The 17,281-nt window shown below is 63.8% G+C and carries 17 protein-coding genes and 1 pseudogene; 7 read left to right on the forward strand and 11 right to left on the reverse strand.

Going from position 1 to position 17,281, the window contains the following annotated elements:
• The first annotated feature begins 102 nt into the window (after positions 1-102).
• Positions 103-882 carry a helix-turn-helix transcriptional regulator gene (locus CAG44_RS26955; RefSeq protein ID WP_075044504.1) on the forward strand — a complete coding sequence of 260 codons (780 nt, stop codon included), beginning with the start codon at positions 103-105 and terminating at the stop codon, positions 880-882.
• A gap of 124 nt (positions 883-1,006) precedes the next feature.
• On the opposite strand, the gene CAG44_RS29400 is transcribed toward CAG44_RS26955, so the two are convergent.
• From CAG44_RS29400 to CAG44_RS26975, 5 genes and pseudogenes are all read right to left on the reverse strand, one after another.
• Positions 1,007-1,774: a methyl-accepting chemotaxis protein gene (locus CAG44_RS29400; protein ID WP_371033815.1), complete on the reverse strand. Its 768-nt coding sequence runs from the start codon at positions 1,772-1,774 to the stop codon at positions 1,007-1,009.
• Positions 1,775-1,864: 90 nt separating this feature from the next.
• Positions 1,865-2,950 (reverse strand): annotated as a pseudogene (locus CAG44_RS29405) (sensor histidine kinase); the annotation flags it as partial.
• Positions 2,951-3,118: 168 nt separating this feature from the next.
• Entirely contained in the window at positions 3,119-3,529 is a 411-nt protein-coding gene (gene cueR / locus CAG44_RS26965; protein ID WP_085593413.1) for a Cu(I)-responsive transcriptional regulator, read from the reverse strand.
• Positions 3,526-5,925 (reverse strand): heavy metal translocating P-type ATPase, encoded by a 2,400-nt coding sequence (locus CAG44_RS26970; RefSeq protein WP_085693455.1) that lies wholly within the window; start codon positions 5,923-5,925, stop codon positions 3,526-3,528. Before CAG44_RS26970 ends, cueR begins: the two co-directional genes overlap by 4 nt.
• Before the next feature lie 52 nt (positions 5,926-5,977).
• Complete coding sequence (locus CAG44_RS26975) at positions 5,978-6,364, reverse strand: hypothetical protein (protein WP_046616857.1); 387 nt, start codon at positions 6,362-6,364, stop codon at positions 5,978-5,980.
• A gap of 144 nt (positions 6,365-6,508) precedes the next feature.
• Between CAG44_RS26975 and CAG44_RS26980 the strand changes: the two genes are divergently transcribed.
• The gene (locus tag CAG44_RS26980; RefSeq protein WP_085693457.1) at positions 6,509-6,706 is read left to right on the forward strand and encodes a heavy-metal-associated domain-containing protein; all 198 of its coding nucleotides are present in this window, start codon (positions 6,509-6,511) and stop codon (positions 6,704-6,706) included.
• A 194-nt stretch (positions 6,707-6,900) separates the two neighbouring features.
• A complete protein-coding gene (locus tag CAG44_RS26985) occupies positions 6,901-8,082 on the forward strand; it encodes a multidrug effflux MFS transporter (RefSeq protein WP_085693459.1) in 1,182 nt (393 codons plus the stop codon).
• On the opposite strand, the gene CAG44_RS29205 is transcribed toward CAG44_RS26985, so the two are convergent.
• Positions 8,033-8,230, reverse strand: a complete 198-nt coding sequence (locus tag CAG44_RS29205; protein ID WP_075044510.1) for a hypothetical protein — start codon at positions 8,228-8,230, stop codon at positions 8,033-8,035. The two genes, CAG44_RS26985 and CAG44_RS29205, sit on opposite strands and share 50 nt — an antisense overlap.
• Before the next feature lie 487 nt (positions 8,231-8,717).
• Between CAG44_RS29205 and CAG44_RS26995 the strand changes: the two genes are divergently transcribed.
• Positions 8,718-9,431, forward strand: a complete 714-nt coding sequence (locus CAG44_RS26995) for a helix-turn-helix transcriptional regulator (RefSeq protein ID WP_013970739.1) — start codon at positions 8,718-8,720, stop codon at positions 9,429-9,431.
• Between the two features lie 16 nt (positions 9,432-9,447).
• On the opposite strand, the gene CAG44_RS27000 is transcribed toward CAG44_RS26995, so the two are convergent.
• The 5 genes from CAG44_RS27000 to CAG44_RS27020 all read right to left on the reverse strand — a co-directional run bounded on the left by CAG44_RS27000 (position 9,448) and on the right by CAG44_RS27020 (position 13,804).
• Positions 9,448-10,395, reverse strand: coding sequence for an adenosine deaminase (locus CAG44_RS27000; protein ID WP_085593422.1), 948 nt, complete (start codon positions 10,393-10,395; stop codon positions 9,448-9,450).
• An 86-nt stretch (positions 10,396-10,481) separates the two neighbouring features.
• The gene (locus CAG44_RS27005) at positions 10,482-11,168 is read right to left on the reverse strand and encodes an SDR family oxidoreductase (RefSeq protein WP_085693462.1); all 687 of its coding nucleotides are present in this window, start codon (positions 11,166-11,168) and stop codon (positions 10,482-10,484) included.
• Between the two features lie 371 nt (positions 11,169-11,539).
• Positions 11,540-12,124: a YigZ family protein gene (locus CAG44_RS27010; protein WP_085693464.1), complete on the reverse strand. Its 585-nt coding sequence runs from the start codon at positions 12,122-12,124 to the stop codon at positions 11,540-11,542.
• Positions 12,125-12,133: 9 nt separating this feature from the next.
• A complete protein-coding gene (locus tag CAG44_RS27015; RefSeq protein WP_003257076.1) occupies positions 12,134-12,796 on the reverse strand; it encodes a TetR/AcrR family transcriptional regulator in 663 nt (220 codons plus the stop codon).
• Positions 12,797-12,886: 90 nt separating this feature from the next.
• A complete protein-coding gene (locus CAG44_RS27020; RefSeq protein ID WP_025337589.1) occupies positions 12,887-13,804 on the reverse strand; it encodes a LysR family transcriptional regulator in 918 nt (305 codons plus the stop codon).
• Between the two features lie 118 nt (positions 13,805-13,922).
• Here CAG44_RS27020 and CAG44_RS27025 point away from each other — a divergent pair, with 118 nt between their 5' ends.
• From CAG44_RS27025 to CAG44_RS29050, 3 genes are all read left to right on the forward strand, one after another.
• Positions 13,923-15,269 (forward strand): aspartate aminotransferase family protein, encoded by a 1,347-nt coding sequence (locus CAG44_RS27025; protein WP_085593426.1) that lies wholly within the window; start codon positions 13,923-13,925, stop codon positions 15,267-15,269.
• Positions 15,270-15,342: 73 nt separating this feature from the next.
• Entirely contained in the window at positions 15,343-16,836 is a 1,494-nt protein-coding gene (locus CAG44_RS27030) for a CoA-acylating methylmalonate-semialdehyde dehydrogenase (RefSeq protein WP_023662877.1), read from the forward strand.
• A gap of 216 nt (positions 16,837-17,052) precedes the next feature.
• Positions 17,053-17,281, forward strand: a 229-nt coding sequence (locus CAG44_RS29050; protein WP_218191927.1) for a hypothetical protein, incomplete at its 3' end; no start/stop codon positions are given.

The raw sequence follows: 17,281 nt of genomic DNA on the forward strand, positions 1-17,281 counted from the left end.
TACCTGTGGGAGCGGGCAAGCCCGCGAAGAAGGCCGCACAGATGTCACAGTCATCCCCGCTCAGCTGTTAGGCTTGTCTGGTCAGAACTACAAGAAGCCGCCATGCCGATCATCGGACACCCCCGCGCCATCCCGGCGCTGGACTACCTGCCCAGGCCACTCTATGCCCGTGCCGAAAGCCTCGGCGCCGGCTCCTGGACCACCCGCCACCAGCACGACTGGGTGCAGTTCTCCTACGCCATCAGCGGCGTTCTCGGGGTGTATACCCACGAAGGCAGCTACTTCGCCCCGCCCCAGTGGGGCGTGTGGATACCAGCCGATGCCGAACACGAAGTGGTCACCTCTATGCAGGCCGAAATGCGCAGCCTTTACGTGCGCCGGGATGCCTGCCCGTGGGCACCGGAGCAATGCCGGGTACTGGAAGTGACCCCGCTGGCGCGCGAACTGATCAAGCAGTTCTGCCTGTTCCCGGCAGACTACCCGGAGGGTGACAGCGCCGAGGCGCGGCTGGTGGCAGTGCTGCTCGACCAGTTGCGCATGCTGCCCGAGGTCGGTTTTTCGCTGCCACTGCCACGGCACCCGGGGTTGCTGGCGCTGTGCAATGGTCTGATCGCTGCACCGGACCAGTCGCAGACCTTGCAGCAGTGGGCGCGAGAGTTGGGGTGCTCGGAGAAGACGCTGATGCGGCTGTTCCAGCGGGAGACGGGCTTGAGTTTTCGCAACTGGCGGCAGCGTATGCGGCTGTTGTCATCGTTGGCGTTGCTGGAGGCAGGGGAGAGTGTGACCGAGGCGGCGTTGGGGTGTGGGTATGACTCAACCTCGGCTTACATTGCGGCGTTCAAGCAGTTGTTCGGCGCGACGCCGGGGGAATTGAGGCTTTAGTGATTGGTCGCCTGTGCCGGCCTCTTCGCGGGCGCGCCCGCTCCCACAGGACCCCACTGCACTCAGGGCCTGTGCAGTACCTGTGGGAGCGGGCGTGCCCGCGAAGAGGCCGGCGCAGGCAACATCAGGTACGGAACCTGCGCACCAGCGCATCCAGCTCATTGGACAACCCGGCCAGGCTCTCCGAATCCATCCGCGCCGCCTGGGCCAGTTCGGCCACCAGTTGCGCATCGCCGTGAATCTGGCTGATGTGCCGGTTGATGTCCTCGGCCACCTGGTGCTGCTCTTCGGCCGCCGTGGCGATCTGGGTGTTCATGTCGCGGATCACATCCACCGACTCGCGGATCTGCCCGAAGCTGTCACGGGCCAGGCCGATGCGGCTCACCGACTGCTGCGAAACCTCCAGGCTGGCGTGCATCTGTGCGGCTACTTCGGCAGTGCGGCTGGCCAGGTTGCCCAGCAGGCCGTCGATCTCGGCGGTGGAGTCGGCAGTGCGCTTGGCCAGCGCCCGCACCTCGTCGGCAACCACGGCAAAGCCACGGCCCTGTTCGCCGGCACGGGCCGCTTCGATGGCGGCGTTGAGCGCCAGCAGGTTGGTCTGCTCGGCAATCGAGCGGATGGTGCCGAGGATCGACTGGATGGCGTTGCTGTCACGCTCCAGCTGCTGGATCGACTGCGCCGACTGCTCGATCTCCTGGCTCAGGCGATCGACGCTATGTACCGCGGCATCGATCTGCTGCTGGCCTTCGCGGGCCTGTTGCTGGCCGCTGTCGGCCGACTGCGCCGCCTGGCTGCAGGAACGTGCCACTTCGTTGGCAGTGGCGACCATTTCGTGGAAGGCGGTAGAGACCATGTCCACCGCTTCGCGCTGGCGGCCTGCGGCTTCGGCCATGTCGCTGGAAACGCGGGTCGAGCTGCTGGAGGTGCTGAGGATCTTGCTGGCGGCAGCACCGATGTGCTGGATCAGGCTGCGAATGGCACCGAGGAACTGGTTGAACCAGCTGGCCAGTTGCGCGGTTTCGTCCCGGCCACGGATTTCCAGGTTGCGGGTCAGGTCGCCCTCGCCCTGGGCGATATCTTCCAGGCCGCTGGTGACGCTGTTGATCGGGCGCACGATCAGCTTGGCAAAGGTGGCACCGACCACGGCGAACAGCGCGGCCAGTACCAGGGCCACCACGCCGATCAGCCAGGTCAGGCGGGTGGTGGTCTGCATCACTTCGCTTTGTTCGATCAGGCCGATCAAGGTCCAGCCCAGCTGTTCGTCCGGGTAGATGTTGGCCATGTAGCGCACGCCATTCAGCTCCACTTCGGCCAGCCCCTTGCCGTGCTTGGCCAGCTCGGCGTACCCGTCGCCAAAGCTCGCCAGTTGCTTGAAGTTGTGCTTGGCGTCACGAGGGTCGACCAGTACGTTGCCGTTGTTCTCCACCAGTAGCACGTAGCCGCTTTCGCCCAGCTTGATCTGCTGGACGATCTCGGTGAGGCCTTTGAGCGAGACGTCGACGTTGACCACGCCGCCAGGGTTGCCCAATTGGTTGGCGACGGTGCGCACGGTGCTGACCAGCACGGCGTCGTCGGCAGCCCAGTAGTAGGCGCCGGTACGCAAGGTCTTGCCAGGGTTGGCCATCGCCAATTGGTACCAGGGGCGGGTGCGTGGGTCGTAATTGACGAACTTCTGCCCGGCCGGCCAGCCGACATAGCCACCGTCATTCACCCCGTAGGACAGGTACGCATAGCTGGGATGCGTGGTGGCCAGGCGGGTCATGAACTCCAGCAGCTTGCTGGCCTGGTCGCCCAGTTCATAGGACGGGGTTGCGCTCATGTACTTGTTCAGTTCGCTACCCGTGGCGGCGACCATCGGCTGCGCAGCCAGGTACTCGACGTTCTGGTTGATGCCCTGGAAGAAGATGTTCATTGCGTTGCTGACCTGGCGGATTTCCCGGCTGCTGCCATCGAGGAATCCGTCGCGGGCTTCGCCACGCAGGTTGAGGACCACCAGGGTGGCCACAAGGACGATGGGCAAGCCGGCGATGACCGCGAATGCCCAGGTCAGTTTCTGTTTGATGCTCATCGACGCTCCCGGATTTTTTATTTTCGATACACGAGGCAGGTAACAATTGCATCGGCAGCATCCGGGTTTAATGTAGGGAAACGCCCGTATTTATTGGATAAAGTCGCAGTTGGTGACTATTCGGTCGTGTTTGGACGTATATGGCATACCAAAGGGTTGCGGGGTGGCTCAGTGACAGCAGCCGCCCGCAGCGCCATTGGCCAGGTCCTTCAGGATCGGGCAGTCCGGGCGCTCGTCTCCCTGGCAGTGCGAGACCAGTTCGCCGAGGGTGTCGCGCAGGCTCACCAGCTCTTCGATGCGCCGGTTCAGTTCAGCAATGTGCTGCGTCGCCAGCGCTTTCACATCGGCGCTGGCGCGTTGGCGGTCCTGCCACAAGGTCAGCAGCTTGCCGACCTCTTCGAGGGAAAAGCCCAGGTCGCGGGAGCGCTTGATGAAGGCCAGGCTGTGCAAGTCTTCCGCCTGGTACAGGCGGTAGCCGCTGTCGCTGCGCGTGGCGGGCTTGAGCAGGCCAATGGACTCGTAGTAACGGATCATCTTGGTGCTGAGCCCGCTGCGGCGGGCGGCCTGGCCGATGTTCATGGAGCCTCCTGGGTGTTGCTGGTGGGTTTCCACGCCTTGAGCCATAGCGCGTTGCTCACCACGCTGACGCTGGACAGGGCCATGGCGGCGCCGGCCAGTACCGGGTTGAGGTAACCCAGCGCGGCCAGCGGGATGCCGATCAGGTTATAGATGAACGCCCAGAACAGGTTCTGGCGGATCTTCGCATAGGTCTTGCGGCTGATCTCCAGGGCGGCCGGTACCAGGCGTGGGTCGCCGCGCATCAGGGTGATGCCGGCGGCCTGCATGGCCACGTCGGTACCGCCGCCCATGGCAATGCCGATATCGGCGGCGGCCAGCGCCGGCGCATCATTGATGCCATCACCGACCATGGCGACCACACCATCCTGCTTGAGTGCAGCCACGGTCGCGGCCTTGTCGGCCGGCAGCACTTCGGCATGCACGTCGTCGATGCCCAGGGCATCGGCCACCACTTTGGCGCTGCCGCGGTTGTCGCCGGTCAGCAGGTGGCTGCTGATGTGTTGCGCGTGCAGGGTATTGATCGCCTGCTCGGCACCGGGCTTGAGGCTGTCACCAAAGGCGAACAGGCCCAGCACCCGCGGCTGCGCGCCGCGTTCGATCAGCCATGACAGGGTGCGCCCCTCGGCTTCCCAGGCCTGGGCCTTGGCGGCCAGGTCGCCGGGTGGCAGGGCGCTTTCATCCAGCAGGCGGCGGTTGCCCAGGGCCAGCTCGCGGCCTTCCACGCGCCCGGCAATACCACGCCCGGTCAGCGACTGGCTGTCGGTAACGCCAGGCACATCCAGGCCCTGCTCGGCACAGGCATCCAGTACCGCCTTGGCCAGCGGGTGTTCGCTGCCGCGCTGCAGGGCACCGGCCAAGCGGTGCAGATCGGCGCTGCTGCCCACCTGCGCCTGGCTATGGACAACGCGTGGGCTGCCGGAGGTGAGGGTGCCGGTCTTGTCGAACACCACACGGTTGACCGCATGGGCGCGCTCCAGGGCTTCGGCGTCCTTGATCAGGATGCCATGGCGGGCGGCGACGCCGGTGCCGGCCATGATCGCTGCGGGCGTGGCCAGGCCGAGGGCGCAGGGGCAGGCGATGACCAGTACCGCGACGGCATTGATCAGCGCGGTTTCCAGCGGCGCGCCGGCCAGCCACCAACCGACCAGGGTGATCAGCGCCAGTACCAGCACGGCCGGGACGAATACTTGGCTGACCCGGTCGACCAGCTTCTGGATCGGTGCCTTGGCCGCCTGGGCGTCTTCCACCAGGCGGATGATACGTGCCAGCACGGTTTCTGTGCCCAGTGCCTGGGTGCGTACCAGCAGCCGGCCTTCGCCGTTGATGGCGCCACCGGTGACGCTGTCCCCTGGCTGTTTGGGCACCGGCAGGCTCTCGCCGCTGATCAAGGCTTCATCGGCATGGCTGCTGCCGTCTTCGACCACGCCATCGACCGGGAAGCGCTCGCCGGGTTTGACCAGTACCAGGTCGCCGAGACGCAGTTGGGCAATGGCCACGTCTTCTTCCCGGCCATCGACCAGGCGCACGGCCCGTTCCGGGCGCAGGGCCTCGAGGGCACGGATGGCGCTGGCGGTCTGGCGCTTGGCACGGCTTTCCAGGTACTTGCCCAGCAGCACCAGGGCAATCACCACGGCCGAGGCTTCGAAGTACAGGTGAGGGGCCATGCCGGCGGGGGCCTGCGCCCACTGGTACAGGCTCAGCCCGTAGCCGGCGCTGGTGCCCAGGGCCACCAGCAGGTCCATGTTGCCAGTCCCGGCACGCACGGCTTTCCAGGCGGCCACGTAGAACCGCGCGCCGAGAATGAACTGCACCGGCGTGGCCAGCAGGAACTGCACCCACGCTGGCAACATCCAGTGCACGCCAAACGGCTGCACCAGCATTGGCACCACCAACGGCAGGGCGAGCAGCAACGCTGCGCCGACCGCCAGGCGTTCGTTACGCAGGCGGTGCTGGGCAGCGTGCTGGTCGTCCCTGGCGGTTTGCGGCAGGCTGGCGCTGTAGCCGGCCTTTTGCACGGCGTCGATCAGCAGGTTGTCGTCGAGGGCCGCGAGCACTTCGAGGTGCGCGCGTTCGCTGGCCAGGTTGACGCTGACCTGTTCAACCCCCGGTAGCTTGCCGAGGGCGCGCTCTACGCGGCCGACGCAACTGGCGCAGGTCATGCCGCCAATCTGCAGTTCGACGGTGCGGGTGGGCACGCCATAGCCGGCTTCGCGTACGGCGTCGACCAGCGCGGGCAGGCTGTTGGCCGGGGCCTGGACCCGGGCCTGTTCGGTGGCGAGGTTGACGCTGACCTGTTCAGCGCCGGTGACCTTGCGCAGGGCGCGCTCGACCCGGCCGGCACAGCTGGCGCAGGTCATGCCGGAGATCGGCAGGTCGTATGTGGTGGATGCGGGCATGGCTCTCCTCCTTGGACAGGCCTCCAGCATCAACCTTGCCACGCAGGTAAGGTCAATAGCCCAGGCCGGCTCGCTTCAGCTCCAGCCCATATTGCCCCATGGCGATGCGGTATTTGTTGATCTGGCCCGCCTGCAGGTTCAGTCGTGTGCTGCGTTGGTCCTCGACACCCGCGGCGCAGCCGGGCATTTGCCCGGGCAGCAGGCGCAGGCGCACGTCCACCGGGCCGGGCGGCAGGTTGAACGAGGTGGACTGCTCCTGGAACACGCGCCCGGAGAGCTGGTCGTTGAGGTAGATGCCGATTTCGCAACTGGTGGCCACTTCCAGGCGCTCCCGGGAAATGATCAGCACGCTGTAGTCCGAGTTGCCCTCGGCACTGGCCGGTGGCACTGCAGCCAGCGTGCTCAATAGCCCGACGACGCCCAATGCTGCCCTGAACATGAAGAATCTCCTGCTTGCGTGATCATCAAAGGCGCAGCTTGGCCGACGCGCGCGCGGATTTCCACCCCGGCTGTTGTCGGCAGATCTTGACCTTGCCCCGATGGCAAGCTTCAGACTCATGGAAAACCTGAAGGAGGTAACCCCATGCAAGTGTTCAATGTACAAGGCATGACCTGCGGCCATTGCGTGAAAGCCGTGACCCGGGCGGTGCAGGAGCAGGATGCCGCTGCCAAGGTGGAGGTCGACCTGGCGGCCAGGCAGGTACGGGTGCAGAGCGACTTGGCTCAGGAGCGGATCCTCACGGCCATTCGCGATGAGGGTTATCAGGCGGACGTAGCCTGATCACTTGCCTGTGGGAGCGGGCGTGCCCGCGAACACCGGCACCGCCGGTGCCATCCACCGCGCGGCCTGATTCGCGGGCACGCCCGCTCCCACAGGGACCGCGGCAGCCCTTGGATTTGTTGCAAATGTTTTCATGTCGATAGGGCCCACAGCAGGTAGAATCGAGCACTTGCTTAGCCTGCTATGGATTCCTGATGAACCTGCGAATGGTGCTCATCCTGGGCGCACTCAGTGCGTTCGGGCCCTTGGCGATCGACTTCTACCTGCCCGCCTTCCCGGCCATGGCGCAGGCGTTCGCCACCGATGAAAAACACGTCCAGACCACCTTGGCCGCCTACTTCCTTGGCCTGTCCATCGGGCAACTGGCCTACGGGCCGGTGGCTGACCGCTTTGGCCGGCGCAAGCCACTGATGTTCGGGGTGACCCTGTTCACCCTGGCGTCACTGGCCTGTGCCTATGCTCCCAACCTCGACACCCTGGTGCTGGCGCGTTTCGTCCAGGCGTTGGGCGGTTGCGCCGGGATGGTGCTGTCGCGGGCCATCGTCAGTGACAAGTGCGACCCGGTGGCCTCGGCCAAGGTGTTCTCGCAGTTGATGCTGGTCATGGGCCTGGCGCCGATCCTGGCACCGATGCTGGGCGGGGTGCTGGTGAACGTGGCCGGCTGGCAATCGATCTTCCTCGCCCTGAGCCTGTTCAGCGCCGGCTGCCTGCTGGCGGTCAGCCTGGGCCTGCCGGAAAGCCTGCCCGAGCACATACAGCGGCAACCGCTGTCTGGCGCCTTGCGCCAGTACTTGCGCCTGTTCGCTGACCGGGTGTTCGTCGGCCATGCCCTGACCGGTGGTATCGCCATCGCCGGCATGTTTGCCTACATCGCCGGTTCACCTTTCGTGTTCATCAAGCTTTACGGCGTGCCGGCCGAGCATTACGGCTGGTTGTTCGGCACCAATGCCGCCGGCTTTATCCTGGTGGCGCAGGTGAATGCACGCTTGCTGGCCAAGCGCGGGCCGGCGTTCCTGCTGGCGCGTGCGGTGTGGTTGTACCTGGTCGCGGGCCTGGCGTTGCTGGGCGTGGCGGCACTGCGGCCAACACAGCTGTGGCCACTGCTGGTACCGCTGTTCGTCTGCATCTCCAGCCTCGGCTGCATCATCCCCAACGCCTCTGCCTGTGCCATGAGCGGGCAGGGCGCGCGGGCCGGCAGTGCCTCGGCGCTGATGGGCTGCCTGCAGTTCAGCGTCGCCGCCGGCGCAGCGGCGCTGGTCGGGCTGCTGCATGATGGCAGTGCGGTGCCGATGGCGCTGGTGATCAGCCTGTGCGGGGCGCTGGTGGTCAGTGTCGCGCTGCTGACCCGACGCTTGCCGGCCAAGGCTCCCGCATAAGCGGGTGAGGTGCCTGCAGGCGGGTTTCCAACGTGGCGACGAAGGCACGCGCCTCGGCCTCGCTGCGGAAACTGACCACGTGTTGATCGAGCTGGACCTGCCAGGGGCAGGCGGGGTTTCGGCTCGACGCACTGACGACAATTTTCATCGCGGCATACCTCCAAAGGGGGAGAGCGGATGAAGTGTAGCGCTGCACCTTCTGCCTGCCATGACCTGAATCAGTGTCCTGACTGACGGTCGGCAGGAACGTTTTCTACATGTTTTTTCCTGCTTGGGGTGCAATGCCCGCAAGCACGTGGAACCTTCGCTTTGGCTTGCGCTACTTGTGGAAATTGGTTGTCGGCCGCGTCCGAAGTTGCATCCGGTGTTTTTTCCGCCCGTCGTTCCCGTGCTCTTGCCATGTGTGCCGGGCTGCTTGCCCGCGCGGTCCGGGCAGCTTTCACGCACTGTTTCACTGCTTGCCATGGGTAGGCATACCCAGTGGTTTTTTACCGGTGGTGTCACTGTGCAACGCTGCCTGAATGGCGTTTTTTGCGGCTTATACTGGCGAACCAGGCCAGTGCCAGCAAGAGGCGCTTCCCTGCCAGGGGTGGCCATCGCATCCACACAGTGAACTTGCAGGGAGTTACAGGGACATGAACGCAGCCAGCAGTATCAGCCAGATTGCCAGCCTGATGGCCGACCCCAAGCGCAGTGCCATGTTGTGGGCATTGATCGATGGCACGCCGCGGCTGGCCAACGAGCTCGCGGTAATGACAGGCCTGACCTCGTCATCGGCCTGCGCTCACCTTTCGCTGTTGTCGTCGGCCGGTTTGCTCCGGCATGAAGCACGGGGGCGCAAGCGCTACTTCCGGCTGGCCACCCCGCAAGTCGGAGCAGCGGTGGAGGCGCTGGCCAGTGTCCAGTTGGAGAGCGCCAGGGGGGAGCGGGCCAAGGCGCCGGTATCACCGCTGCCCATGTCGATACGCAGGGCGCGTCGCTGTGGCGATCACCTGGGCGGGGAACTGGCCGGCGAGCTGTATCACCGTCTGGTGGTGGCCGGCTGGCTGGAGGGGAGTGGTCGACAGCTGATGGTCAGCGAGGAGGGGCGGACGCAGTTGGCTTTGGTCGGGGTCTACATCGATGCCTTGGCGCCGCATCAGCAACGTGGCTGTGTGATCTGCCGCTGTACCGAGTGGAACGACCAGGGGCCGCACCTGGGTGGCGTACTGGGGCAGGCCTTGTTCCGGCTGTTCCTGCAATCGGGCTGGATGCGCGAGGCCGAGGACTCGCGGGCATTGCATATTTCTGCGTTGGGTATCCAGCAGATCAATCGCATTGCCCGCGTGCCGACGTTGCAGGTCGGTTGAGTCGCGGTCAGGTCACTCAGGCCAGCCGGGCATCCAGGCTGTTCTGGGCCAGGCGACGGGCCTGGTCTTCGGTCATGCCCAGGTGGGTGTGCAGGGCGTGGAAGTTTTCGGTGACATAGCCACCGAAGTAGGCCGGGTCGTCTGAGTTGACCGTGACCTTCACGCCGCGCTCGAGCATGTCGAGGATGTTGTGCTGGCTCATGTGGTCGAACACGCACAGCTTGGTGTTCGACAGCGGGCACACCGTGAGCGGGATCTGCTCGTCGATGATGCGCTGCATCAGGCGCTCGTCCTCGATGGCGCGCACGCCGTGGTCGATACGCTTGACCTTCAGCAGGTCCAGGGCTTCCCAGATGTACTCGGGCGGGCCTTCCTCGCCGGCATGGGCAACGGCGACCAGGCCTTCACTGCGGGCGCGGTCGAACACGCGCTGGAACTTGCTCGGTGGGTGGCCCATTTCCGAACTGTCCAGGCCAACGGCGATGAACGCATCGCGGAACGGCAGGGCCTGGTCGAGGGTTTTTTGCGCCTCATCTTCGCTGAGGTGGCGCAGGAAACTGAGGATCAGGCCGCTGCTGATGCCCAGTTGCTGGCGACCGTCCTTGAGCGCCTGGCTGATACCGTTGAGCACCACTTCGAAGGGGATGCCGCGGTCGGTGTGGGTCTGTGGGTCGAAGAACGGTTCGGTGTGGATCACGTTCTGCGCCTTGCAGCGTTGCAGGTAGGCCCAGGTCAGGTCGTAGAAGTCCTGCTCGGTGCGCAGCACGTCGGCGCCCTGGTAATACAGGTCGAGGAACTCCTGCAGGTTGTTGAAGGCATAGGCACCGCGCAAGGTCTCCACATCGGCCCAGGGCAGGGCGATCTTGTTGCGCTCGGCCAGGGCGAACAGCAGCTCGGGCTCCAGCGAGCCTTCCAGGTGCAGGTGCAGTTCGGCCTTGGGCAGGGCGTTCAACCAGTCATACATGGTGGGTCATCTCGATCAGGTACGGTTGCCGCCATTCTACAGAGCCTGGCCGGGCATTGCGCACGGCCAGGCTGCGACCTGGTGAATCACCAGACCAAGGGTTCGCCCTTGTAGTTGATGAAGCGCAGCCCGCCCTTGCCGCTTTGCGCCTTGATCTGATCAAGCATGCCGCGGGTGCTGGTCAGCACGTCGATCTCGGCGTTTTCACCGCCCATGTCGGTTTTGACCCAGCCCGGGTGCATGGCCAGCACGCACAGGTCAGGGCGTTGTTGCTCGACGACGAAGCTGTTGATCATCGAGTTCAGGGCCGCCTTGCTGGCCTTGTACAGGCAGATTTCGCCGCCATCGGGGATGGTCACGCTGCCCAGGATCGAGCTCATGAAGGCCAGCACGCCGCTGCCTTCGCGTACCTGGCCGACCAGGCGGCGGGCCACGCGGATCGGCGCCACGGCGTTGGTCATGAACAGGTCGCCGATGTCCTTGTTCTGTACCGCCTCCAGGTCCTGCGGCAGGGGGCCCATGACCCCGGCGTTGACGAATATCAAGTCGAACACTTGGCCTTGCAAGCGTTGCTTCAGGCCATCGAGCTGGGCCGTGTCGTTCATTTCCAGCTGTTCGATGCGCACGCCGGATACATCCGCGAGGGCGCCGGGCTGCTGCGGGTTGCGCACGGTGGCGGTGATGTTCCAGCCGTCTTCTTGCAGGCGTTGCACCAGGCCCAGGCCCAGCCCGCGCGAGGCCCCGATGATAAGTGCGTTTTTTGCGTTAGCCATGTGGATGCGCTCCGTGATCGGTTGGCAAAGAAAGGTATTGAGGATAATGCACTGTGATGCCGGGCGCCTTGTCGTAGGTTGTACGAAAAATCACCAGTTGCCTCAGGCCCTTGTGCGGCGTGGTCTTCGGCTTGTTGGCGCACGGGTTATCCACAAGCTGGTCCACAGTTATTGTGTGCAAGCGCAGATGGCTGTGCAGGGCTACGCAGGCTGTGGGCCTGGGGATAACGTCAGGAGCATCAACGGTTTGCGGCTGTCATCAAATGGTGATCAAAATATGATCAAGGCTCTGCAGCCCTTGAGTAATGCCGCCTGCAAGCGAGTGCCCCAAGCTTATCCACAGGCCGGCCCACAGTTGTTGTGGGCAATGTTCAGCGTGCTTCGAGCAGAATGCGCCCGCGGCTCAAGTCGGCCAACTGCTGCTGCAGTGGCGTCAGGTGGGCGTCACCCAGTGCAATCAACAGGTCCACGCCATTGGCGGTGAACTGCTCATCCAGGACCAGGCCGTCAACCTCCGCCAGGCGCAGCTTCACAAGCGCCAGTTCGCTGAAACTGCAACTGCAGGTGAATTCGCTGCGCTGCACCAGCAGCCGCTTGGGTGCCTGTTGCAGGCACTTGTTGGCACCGCCGCCATAGGCCCTGGCCAGGCCGCCGGTGCCCAGCTGGATACCGCCGTACCAGCGGATCACCAGCACTACCACCTGGTCGCAGTCCTGCGCTTCGATGGCCGCGAGGATTGGCCGCCCCGCGGTACCGCCAGGTTCGCCGTCATCGCTGCTGCGGTACTGGGCGCCAAGCTTCCAGGCCCAGCAGTTGTGGGTGGCGGCCAGGTCGCTGTGGCGTTCGATGAAACTCATCGCGTCGGCGGCACTGCTGATCGGCCCGGCAAGGGTGATGAAGCGGCTTTTGCGGATTTCCTCGCGGTATTCGCAGAGGTCGAGCAGGGTAGAAGGCATAAATGACGATCAGGCAGCCGGCTTGATGCCGCAGCCCTTCAGAATGATATGGATAAGATTGTTGCTCGCGTCTTCCATGTCTTGCTTGGTCAGGCGGCTGCGGCCGGTGACCTGGCAGATCTGGGTGGCGAAGTCGGCGTAGTGCTGGGTGCTGCCCCACAGCAGGAAGATCAGGTGCACCGGGTCGACCGGGTCCATCTTGCCGGCTTCGATCCAGGCCTGGAACACCGCGGCGCGGCCGCGGAACCATTCGCGGTAGTCGGCACTGAAGTACTCGCTCAGGCAGGTGCCGCCGCTGATCACCTCCATGGCGAAAATCCGCGAGGCTTGCGGGTTGCGCCGGGAGAACTCCATCTTGGTGCGGATGTACTGGCTCAGCGCTTCGCCCGGGTCGTCGTCGACGCTCAAGGCGTTGAAGGTGCTGTCCCACAACTCGATGATGTTGCTGAGCACGGCAATGTACAGGCCCAGCTTGTTGGTGAAGTAGTAATGCAGGTTGGCCTTGGGCAACCCCGCCTTGAGGGCGATGGTGTTCATGCTGGTGCCCTTGAAACCATGGCGGGCAAACTCGTCTTCGGCGGCCTGGATAATGGCCTGTTCGTTCTTCTGGCGGATGCGGCCCGCGGGCTTGCCCGAGGCGGAGAGGCGATGCGCAGGGACTTCTAGGGTCATGGACGATTCCGTACGGGTCAGTGGCTGCGGCTGTCGGACAAGATTACCTGCCTGTGCCGAAGTGACAAGCGTTTGCGGCACAGACTGGCATCAGCGTGTCGCAGCCAGGCTTTCGAGGAAGCTTTCCAACACCAGGTTCGGCCGCCGTCCCTTGCGCGTTACCCAGCTCAGGCTCAGGTCATAGAAGCGTTGCCGGGGCTTGAGGGCACGCAAGCGGCCTTGCTGCACCCAGAACGTGGCGTAGTGGTCTGGCAGGTAGCCGATGTAGCGACCGGTAAGGATGAGAAACGCCATGCCTTCGCGGTCCGAAGCACTGGCCGTGCAGTTCAGCGCCTGGTAATGCGCCTGGATTTCGGCCGGCAGGCGGAAGGTGGGAGTGATGGCTTCCTGGCTGTTGAGGCGGTCGTCGTCGATCTGCTGGTCATCGGCATAGAACAGCGGGTGGCCGACCGCGCAGTACAGCAGCGAGCGCTCGCTGTACAACGGCTGGTACTCGAGGCCCGACAGCGGGCTGGTCTGTGGCACCACACCGACATGCAGGCTGCCATCGAGCACGCCATGCTCGACCTGGCTGGGCGCGATCATGCGGATCTGGATGCGCACATCGGGGCCGCGGTCCTTGAGCTCGGCCAAGGCATGGGTAATGCGCATGTGCGGCAAGGTCACCAGGTTGTCGGTCAGGCCAATGTTCAGCTCGCCACGCAAATGCTGGTGCAGGCCGTTGACCTCGGTGCGGAAGCTTTCCAGGGCGCTGAGCAGCTGCAGCGCCGAATGGTAGACCTCGCGGCCTTCCTCGGTCAGCGAGAACCCGGCGCGGCCGCGTTGGCACAGGCGCAGGCCCAGGCGTTGCTCGAGGTCGTTCATCTGCTGGCTGATGGCCGAACGGCCAATGCCCAGCACGTTTTCCGCGGCCGAGAAGCCACCGCACTCCACGACACTGCGGTAGATCTTCAGCAGGCGGATGTCGAAATCGCTGACTTGGGCGAGTGGATCGGGGCGTCGGCTCATTAGTTTAGTCAGGGCCTGTCTGAAGATTAGAAATGTTGGCTTTTTCAGACTTTATCGCCGTGCCAATTTAGCTGCAACAACATCCATCGTTGCCTAATCGTCTTCCGAGGAACCGCCGATGAACATGCCCGAAACCGCTACCGCCGGTATCGCCAGCCAGCTCAAGCTGGATGCCCACTGGATGCCCTACACCGCCAACCGCAACTTCCAGCGCGACCCGCGCCTGATCGTGGCGGCCGAAGGCAGCTACCTGGTCGACGACCAGGGGCGCAAGATCTTCGATGCCCTGTCCGGCTTGTGGACCTGCGGCGCCGGGCACACCCGCAAGGAAATCACCGAGGCGGTGGCTCGCCAGATCGGCACCCTGGACTACTCCCCGGCCTTCCAGTTCGGCCACCCGCTGTCGTTCCAGCTGGCCGAGAAGATCACCGAGCTGACCCCGGGCGACCTGAACCATGTGTTCTATACCAACTCCGGTTCCGAGTGTGCCGACACCGCGCTGAAGATGGTGCGTGCCTACTGGCGCCTGAAAGGCCAGGCGACCAAGACCAAGATCATCGGCCGTGCCCGTGGCTACCACGGCGTGAACATCGCCGGTACCAGCCTCGGTGGTGTCAACGGTAACCGCAAGCTGTTCGGTCAGCTGCTGGATGTCGACCACCTGCCTCACACCGTGCTGCCGGTGAACGCCTTCTCCAAAGGCATGCCGGAAGAGGGCGGTATCGCCCTGGCTGACGAGATGCTCAAGCTGATCGAGCTGCACGACGCCTCCAACATCGCTGCCGTGATCGTCGAGCCGCTGGCAGGTTCGGCTGGTGTACTGCCGCCGCCGAAGGGTTACCTGAAGCGCCTGCGTGAAATCTGCACCCAGCACAACATCCTGCTGATCTTCGACGAAGTGATCACCGGCTTCGGCCGCATGGGCGCGATGACCGGCTCCGAAGCCTTCGGAGTCACCCCGGACCTGATGTGCATCGCCAAGCAGGTGACCAACGGCGCCATCCCGATGGGCGCGGTGATCGCCAACAGCGAGATCTACCAGACCTTCATGAACCAGCCGACCCCGGAGTACGCCGTGGAATTCCCGCACGGCTACACCTACTCGGCCCACCCGGTAGCCTGCGCCGCCGGTATCGCCGCGCTGGACCTGCTGCAGAAGGAAAACCTGGTGCAGGCCGCCGCCGAGCTGGCGCCGCACTTCGAGAAGCTGCTGCATGGCGTGAAGGGCACCAAGAACATTGTCGATATCCGCAACTACGGCCTGGCCGGCGCGATACAGATCGCTGCCCGCGACGGTGATGCCATCGTGCGTCCGTACGAAGCGGCGATGAAACTGTGGAAGGCAGGCTTCTATGTACGCTTCGGTGGCGACACCCTGCAGTTCGGCCCAACCTTCAACACCACGCCGCAGGAACTGGACCGCCTGTTCGACGCAGTGGGCGAAACCCTGAACCTGATCGACTGATCTTTCCGATTCTGATGCCAGGCGCGTGAACACATCGCGCGCCTGCCTCAACCTTCTTTATCTGGAGTTTTGCATGAGCATTGTTCAGCACCTGATCCACGGCGAACTGGTTACCAAGGGTGAGCGCACCGCCGATGTCTTCAACCCGTCCACCGGCCAGGCCGTGCGCAAGGTCGAGCTGGCCAGCCGCGCGACCGTGCAGGAAGCGATCGACTCGGCCAAGGCTGCCTTCCCAGCCTGGCGCAACACCCCACCGGCCAAGCGCGCCCAGGTGATGTTCCGCTTCAAGCAACTGCTGGAGCAGAACGAAGCACGTATCTCGCAAATGATCAGCGAAGAGCACGGCAAGACCCTGGAAGATGCTGCCGGTGAACTGAAGCGTGGTATCGAGAACGTCGAGTTCGCCTGCGCCGCGCCGGAAGTGCTGAAAGGCGAGTACAGCCGCAACGTCGGCCCGAACATCGATGCCTGGTCCGACTTCCAGCCACTGGGCGTGGTTGCCGGTATCACCCCGTTCAACTTCCCGGCCATGGTGCCGCTGTGGATGTACCCACTGGCCATCGCCTGCGGCAACGCCTTCATCCTCAAGCCTTCCGAGCGCGACCCGAGCTCGACCCTGTTCATCGCCCAGCTGCTGCTGGAAGCCGGCCTGCCGAAAGGCATCCTCAACGTGGTGCACGGCGACAAGGAAGCGGTGGATGCGTTGATCGAAGCGCCGGAAGTGAAGGCCCTGAGCTTCGTCGGTTCGACTCCGATCGCCGAGTACATCTACGCTGAAGGCACCAAGCGCGGCAAGCGTGTGCAGGCCCTGGGTGGTGCGAAGAACCACGCGGTGCTGATGCCGGATGCCGACCTGGACAATGCCGTGAGCGCACTGATGGGTGCTGCCTATGGTTCGTGCGGCGAGCGTTGCATGGCCATTTCGGTGGCGGTGTGCGTGGGTGACCAGGTGGCGGACGCCCTGATTGCCAAGCTGGAACCGCAGATCAAGGCCCTGAAGATTGGTGCCGGCACCTCGTGCGGCCTGGATATGGGCCCGCTGGTGACGGCTGCTGCCCGTGACAAGGTGGTGGGCTATATCGATGACGGTGTTGCTGCTGGCGCCAAGCTGGTGGTGGATGGCCGTGGTTTCCGTGTGGCCGGTAATGAGGATGGCTATTTCGTCGGTGGCACCCTGTTCGACAAGGTGACCCCGGAGATGCGCATCTATAAGGAAGAGATCTTCGGCCCGGTGCTGTGCGTAGTGCGTGTGAACAGCCTGGAGCAGGCCATGCAACTGATCAATGATCACGAGTATGGCAACGGCACCTGCATCTTCACCCGTGACGGTGAAGCGGCGCGCCTGTTCTGCGACGAGATCGAAGTGGGCATGGTCGGTGTGAACGTACCGCTGCCGGTGCCGGTGGCCTACCACAGCTTCGGTGGCTGGAAGCGCTCGCTGTTCGGTGACCTGCATGCCTATGGCCCGGACGGTGTGCGCTTCTATACCCGTCGCAAGGCGATCACCCAGCGCTGGCCACAGCGTGCCAGCCATGAGGCTTCGCAGTTTGCCTTCCCTAGTTTGTAAGGGATGAGCAGAAGCGGGGAGGCCGACAGGCCTCCCCGCTTTGTTTTTCAGCGATATTCAAGTTTCTTGAAATTAACCCTTGACCCCCTTCTGAATCCCCTTATAATGCGCCCCACTTCCAGCGACGCTGTAACGACAAACTCCTTGAGATTCAATGAGTTAGATAGTTGAAGCGAAGTTGAAAGGGCTACGATCGAATGATCGGCAGCGGTTGAGATGATGGTTGACAGCGCTTCTAAACGCTGTATGATTCGCCTCCCGCTACGAGAGATCGCAGCGAGTCAAGTGTTTGAAGCTAAACGAGTTTCTCGCAAAAAACTTCAAAATAAACGCTTGACAGCAAATGAGGAAAGCGTAGAATGCGCGCCTCGGTTGAGACGAAAAGCTCTTAACCAAACGCTCTTTAACAAATCGAATCAAGCAATTCGTGTGGGTGCTTGTGAGT

Origin of the sequence: Pseudomonas sp. B13(2017) (genome assembly GCF_002113245.1) — a bacterium.
GTDB lineage: Bacteria > Pseudomonadota > Gammaproteobacteria > Pseudomonadales > Pseudomonadaceae > Aquipseudomonas > Aquipseudomonas putida_Z.

Bases quoted from the DNA above. Each gene is read 5' to 3' on its own strand.
- CAG44_RS26975 (WP_046616857.1), bottom strand. From the start codon at position 6,364: ATGTTCAGGGCAGCATTGGGCGTCGTCGGGCTATTGAGCACGCTGGCT.
- CAG44_RS29400 (WP_371033815.1), bottom strand. From the start codon at position 1,774: ATGGCCGAAGCCGCAGGCCGCCAGCGCGAAGCGGTGGACATGGTCTCT.
- CAG44_RS27030 (WP_023662877.1), top strand. From the start codon at position 15,343: ATGAGCATTGTTCAGCACCTGATCCACGGCGAACTGGTTACCAAGGGT.
- CAG44_RS26995 (WP_013970739.1), top strand. From the start codon at position 8,718: ATGAACGCAGCCAGCAGTATCAGCCAGATTGCCAGCCTGATGGCCGAC.
- CAG44_RS27000 (WP_085593422.1), bottom strand. From the start codon at position 10,395: ATGTATGACTGGTTGAACGCCCTGCCCAAGGCCGAACTGCACCTGCAC.
- CAG44_RS26970 (WP_085693455.1), bottom strand. From the start codon at position 5,925: ATGCCCGCATCCACCACATACGACCTGCCGATCTCCGGCATGACCTGC.
- cueR (WP_085593413.1), bottom strand. From the start codon at position 3,529: ATGAACATCGGCCAGGCCGCCCGCCGCAGCGGGCTCAGCACCAAGATG.
- CAG44_RS27020 (WP_025337589.1), bottom strand. From the start codon at position 13,804: ATGAGCCGACGCCCCGATCCACTCGCCCAAGTCAGCGATTTCGACATC.
- CAG44_RS27025 (WP_085593426.1), top strand. From the start codon at position 13,923: ATGAACATGCCCGAAACCGCTACCGCCGGTATCGCCAGCCAGCTCAAG.
- CAG44_RS27010 (WP_085693464.1), bottom strand. From the start codon at position 12,124: ATGCCTTCTACCCTGCTCGACCTCTGCGAATACCGCGAGGAAATCCGC.
- CAG44_RS29205 (WP_075044510.1), bottom strand. From the start codon at position 8,230: ATGAAAATTGTCGTCAGTGCGTCGAGCCGAAACCCCGCCTGCCCCTGG.
- CAG44_RS26980 (WP_085693457.1), top strand. From the start codon at position 6,509: ATGCAAGTGTTCAATGTACAAGGCATGACCTGCGGCCATTGCGTGAAA.
- CAG44_RS27005 (WP_085693462.1), bottom strand. From the start codon at position 11,168: ATGGCTAACGCAAAAAACGCACTTATCATCGGGGCCTCGCGCGGGCTG.
- CAG44_RS26955 (WP_075044504.1), top strand. From the start codon at position 103: ATGCCGATCATCGGACACCCCCGCGCCATCCCGGCGCTGGACTACCTG.
- CAG44_RS27015 (WP_003257076.1), bottom strand. From the start codon at position 12,796: ATGACCCTAGAAGTCCCTGCGCATCGCCTCTCCGCCTCGGGCAAGCCC.
- CAG44_RS26985 (WP_085693459.1), top strand. From the start codon at position 6,901: ATGAACCTGCGAATGGTGCTCATCCTGGGCGCACTCAGTGCGTTCGGG.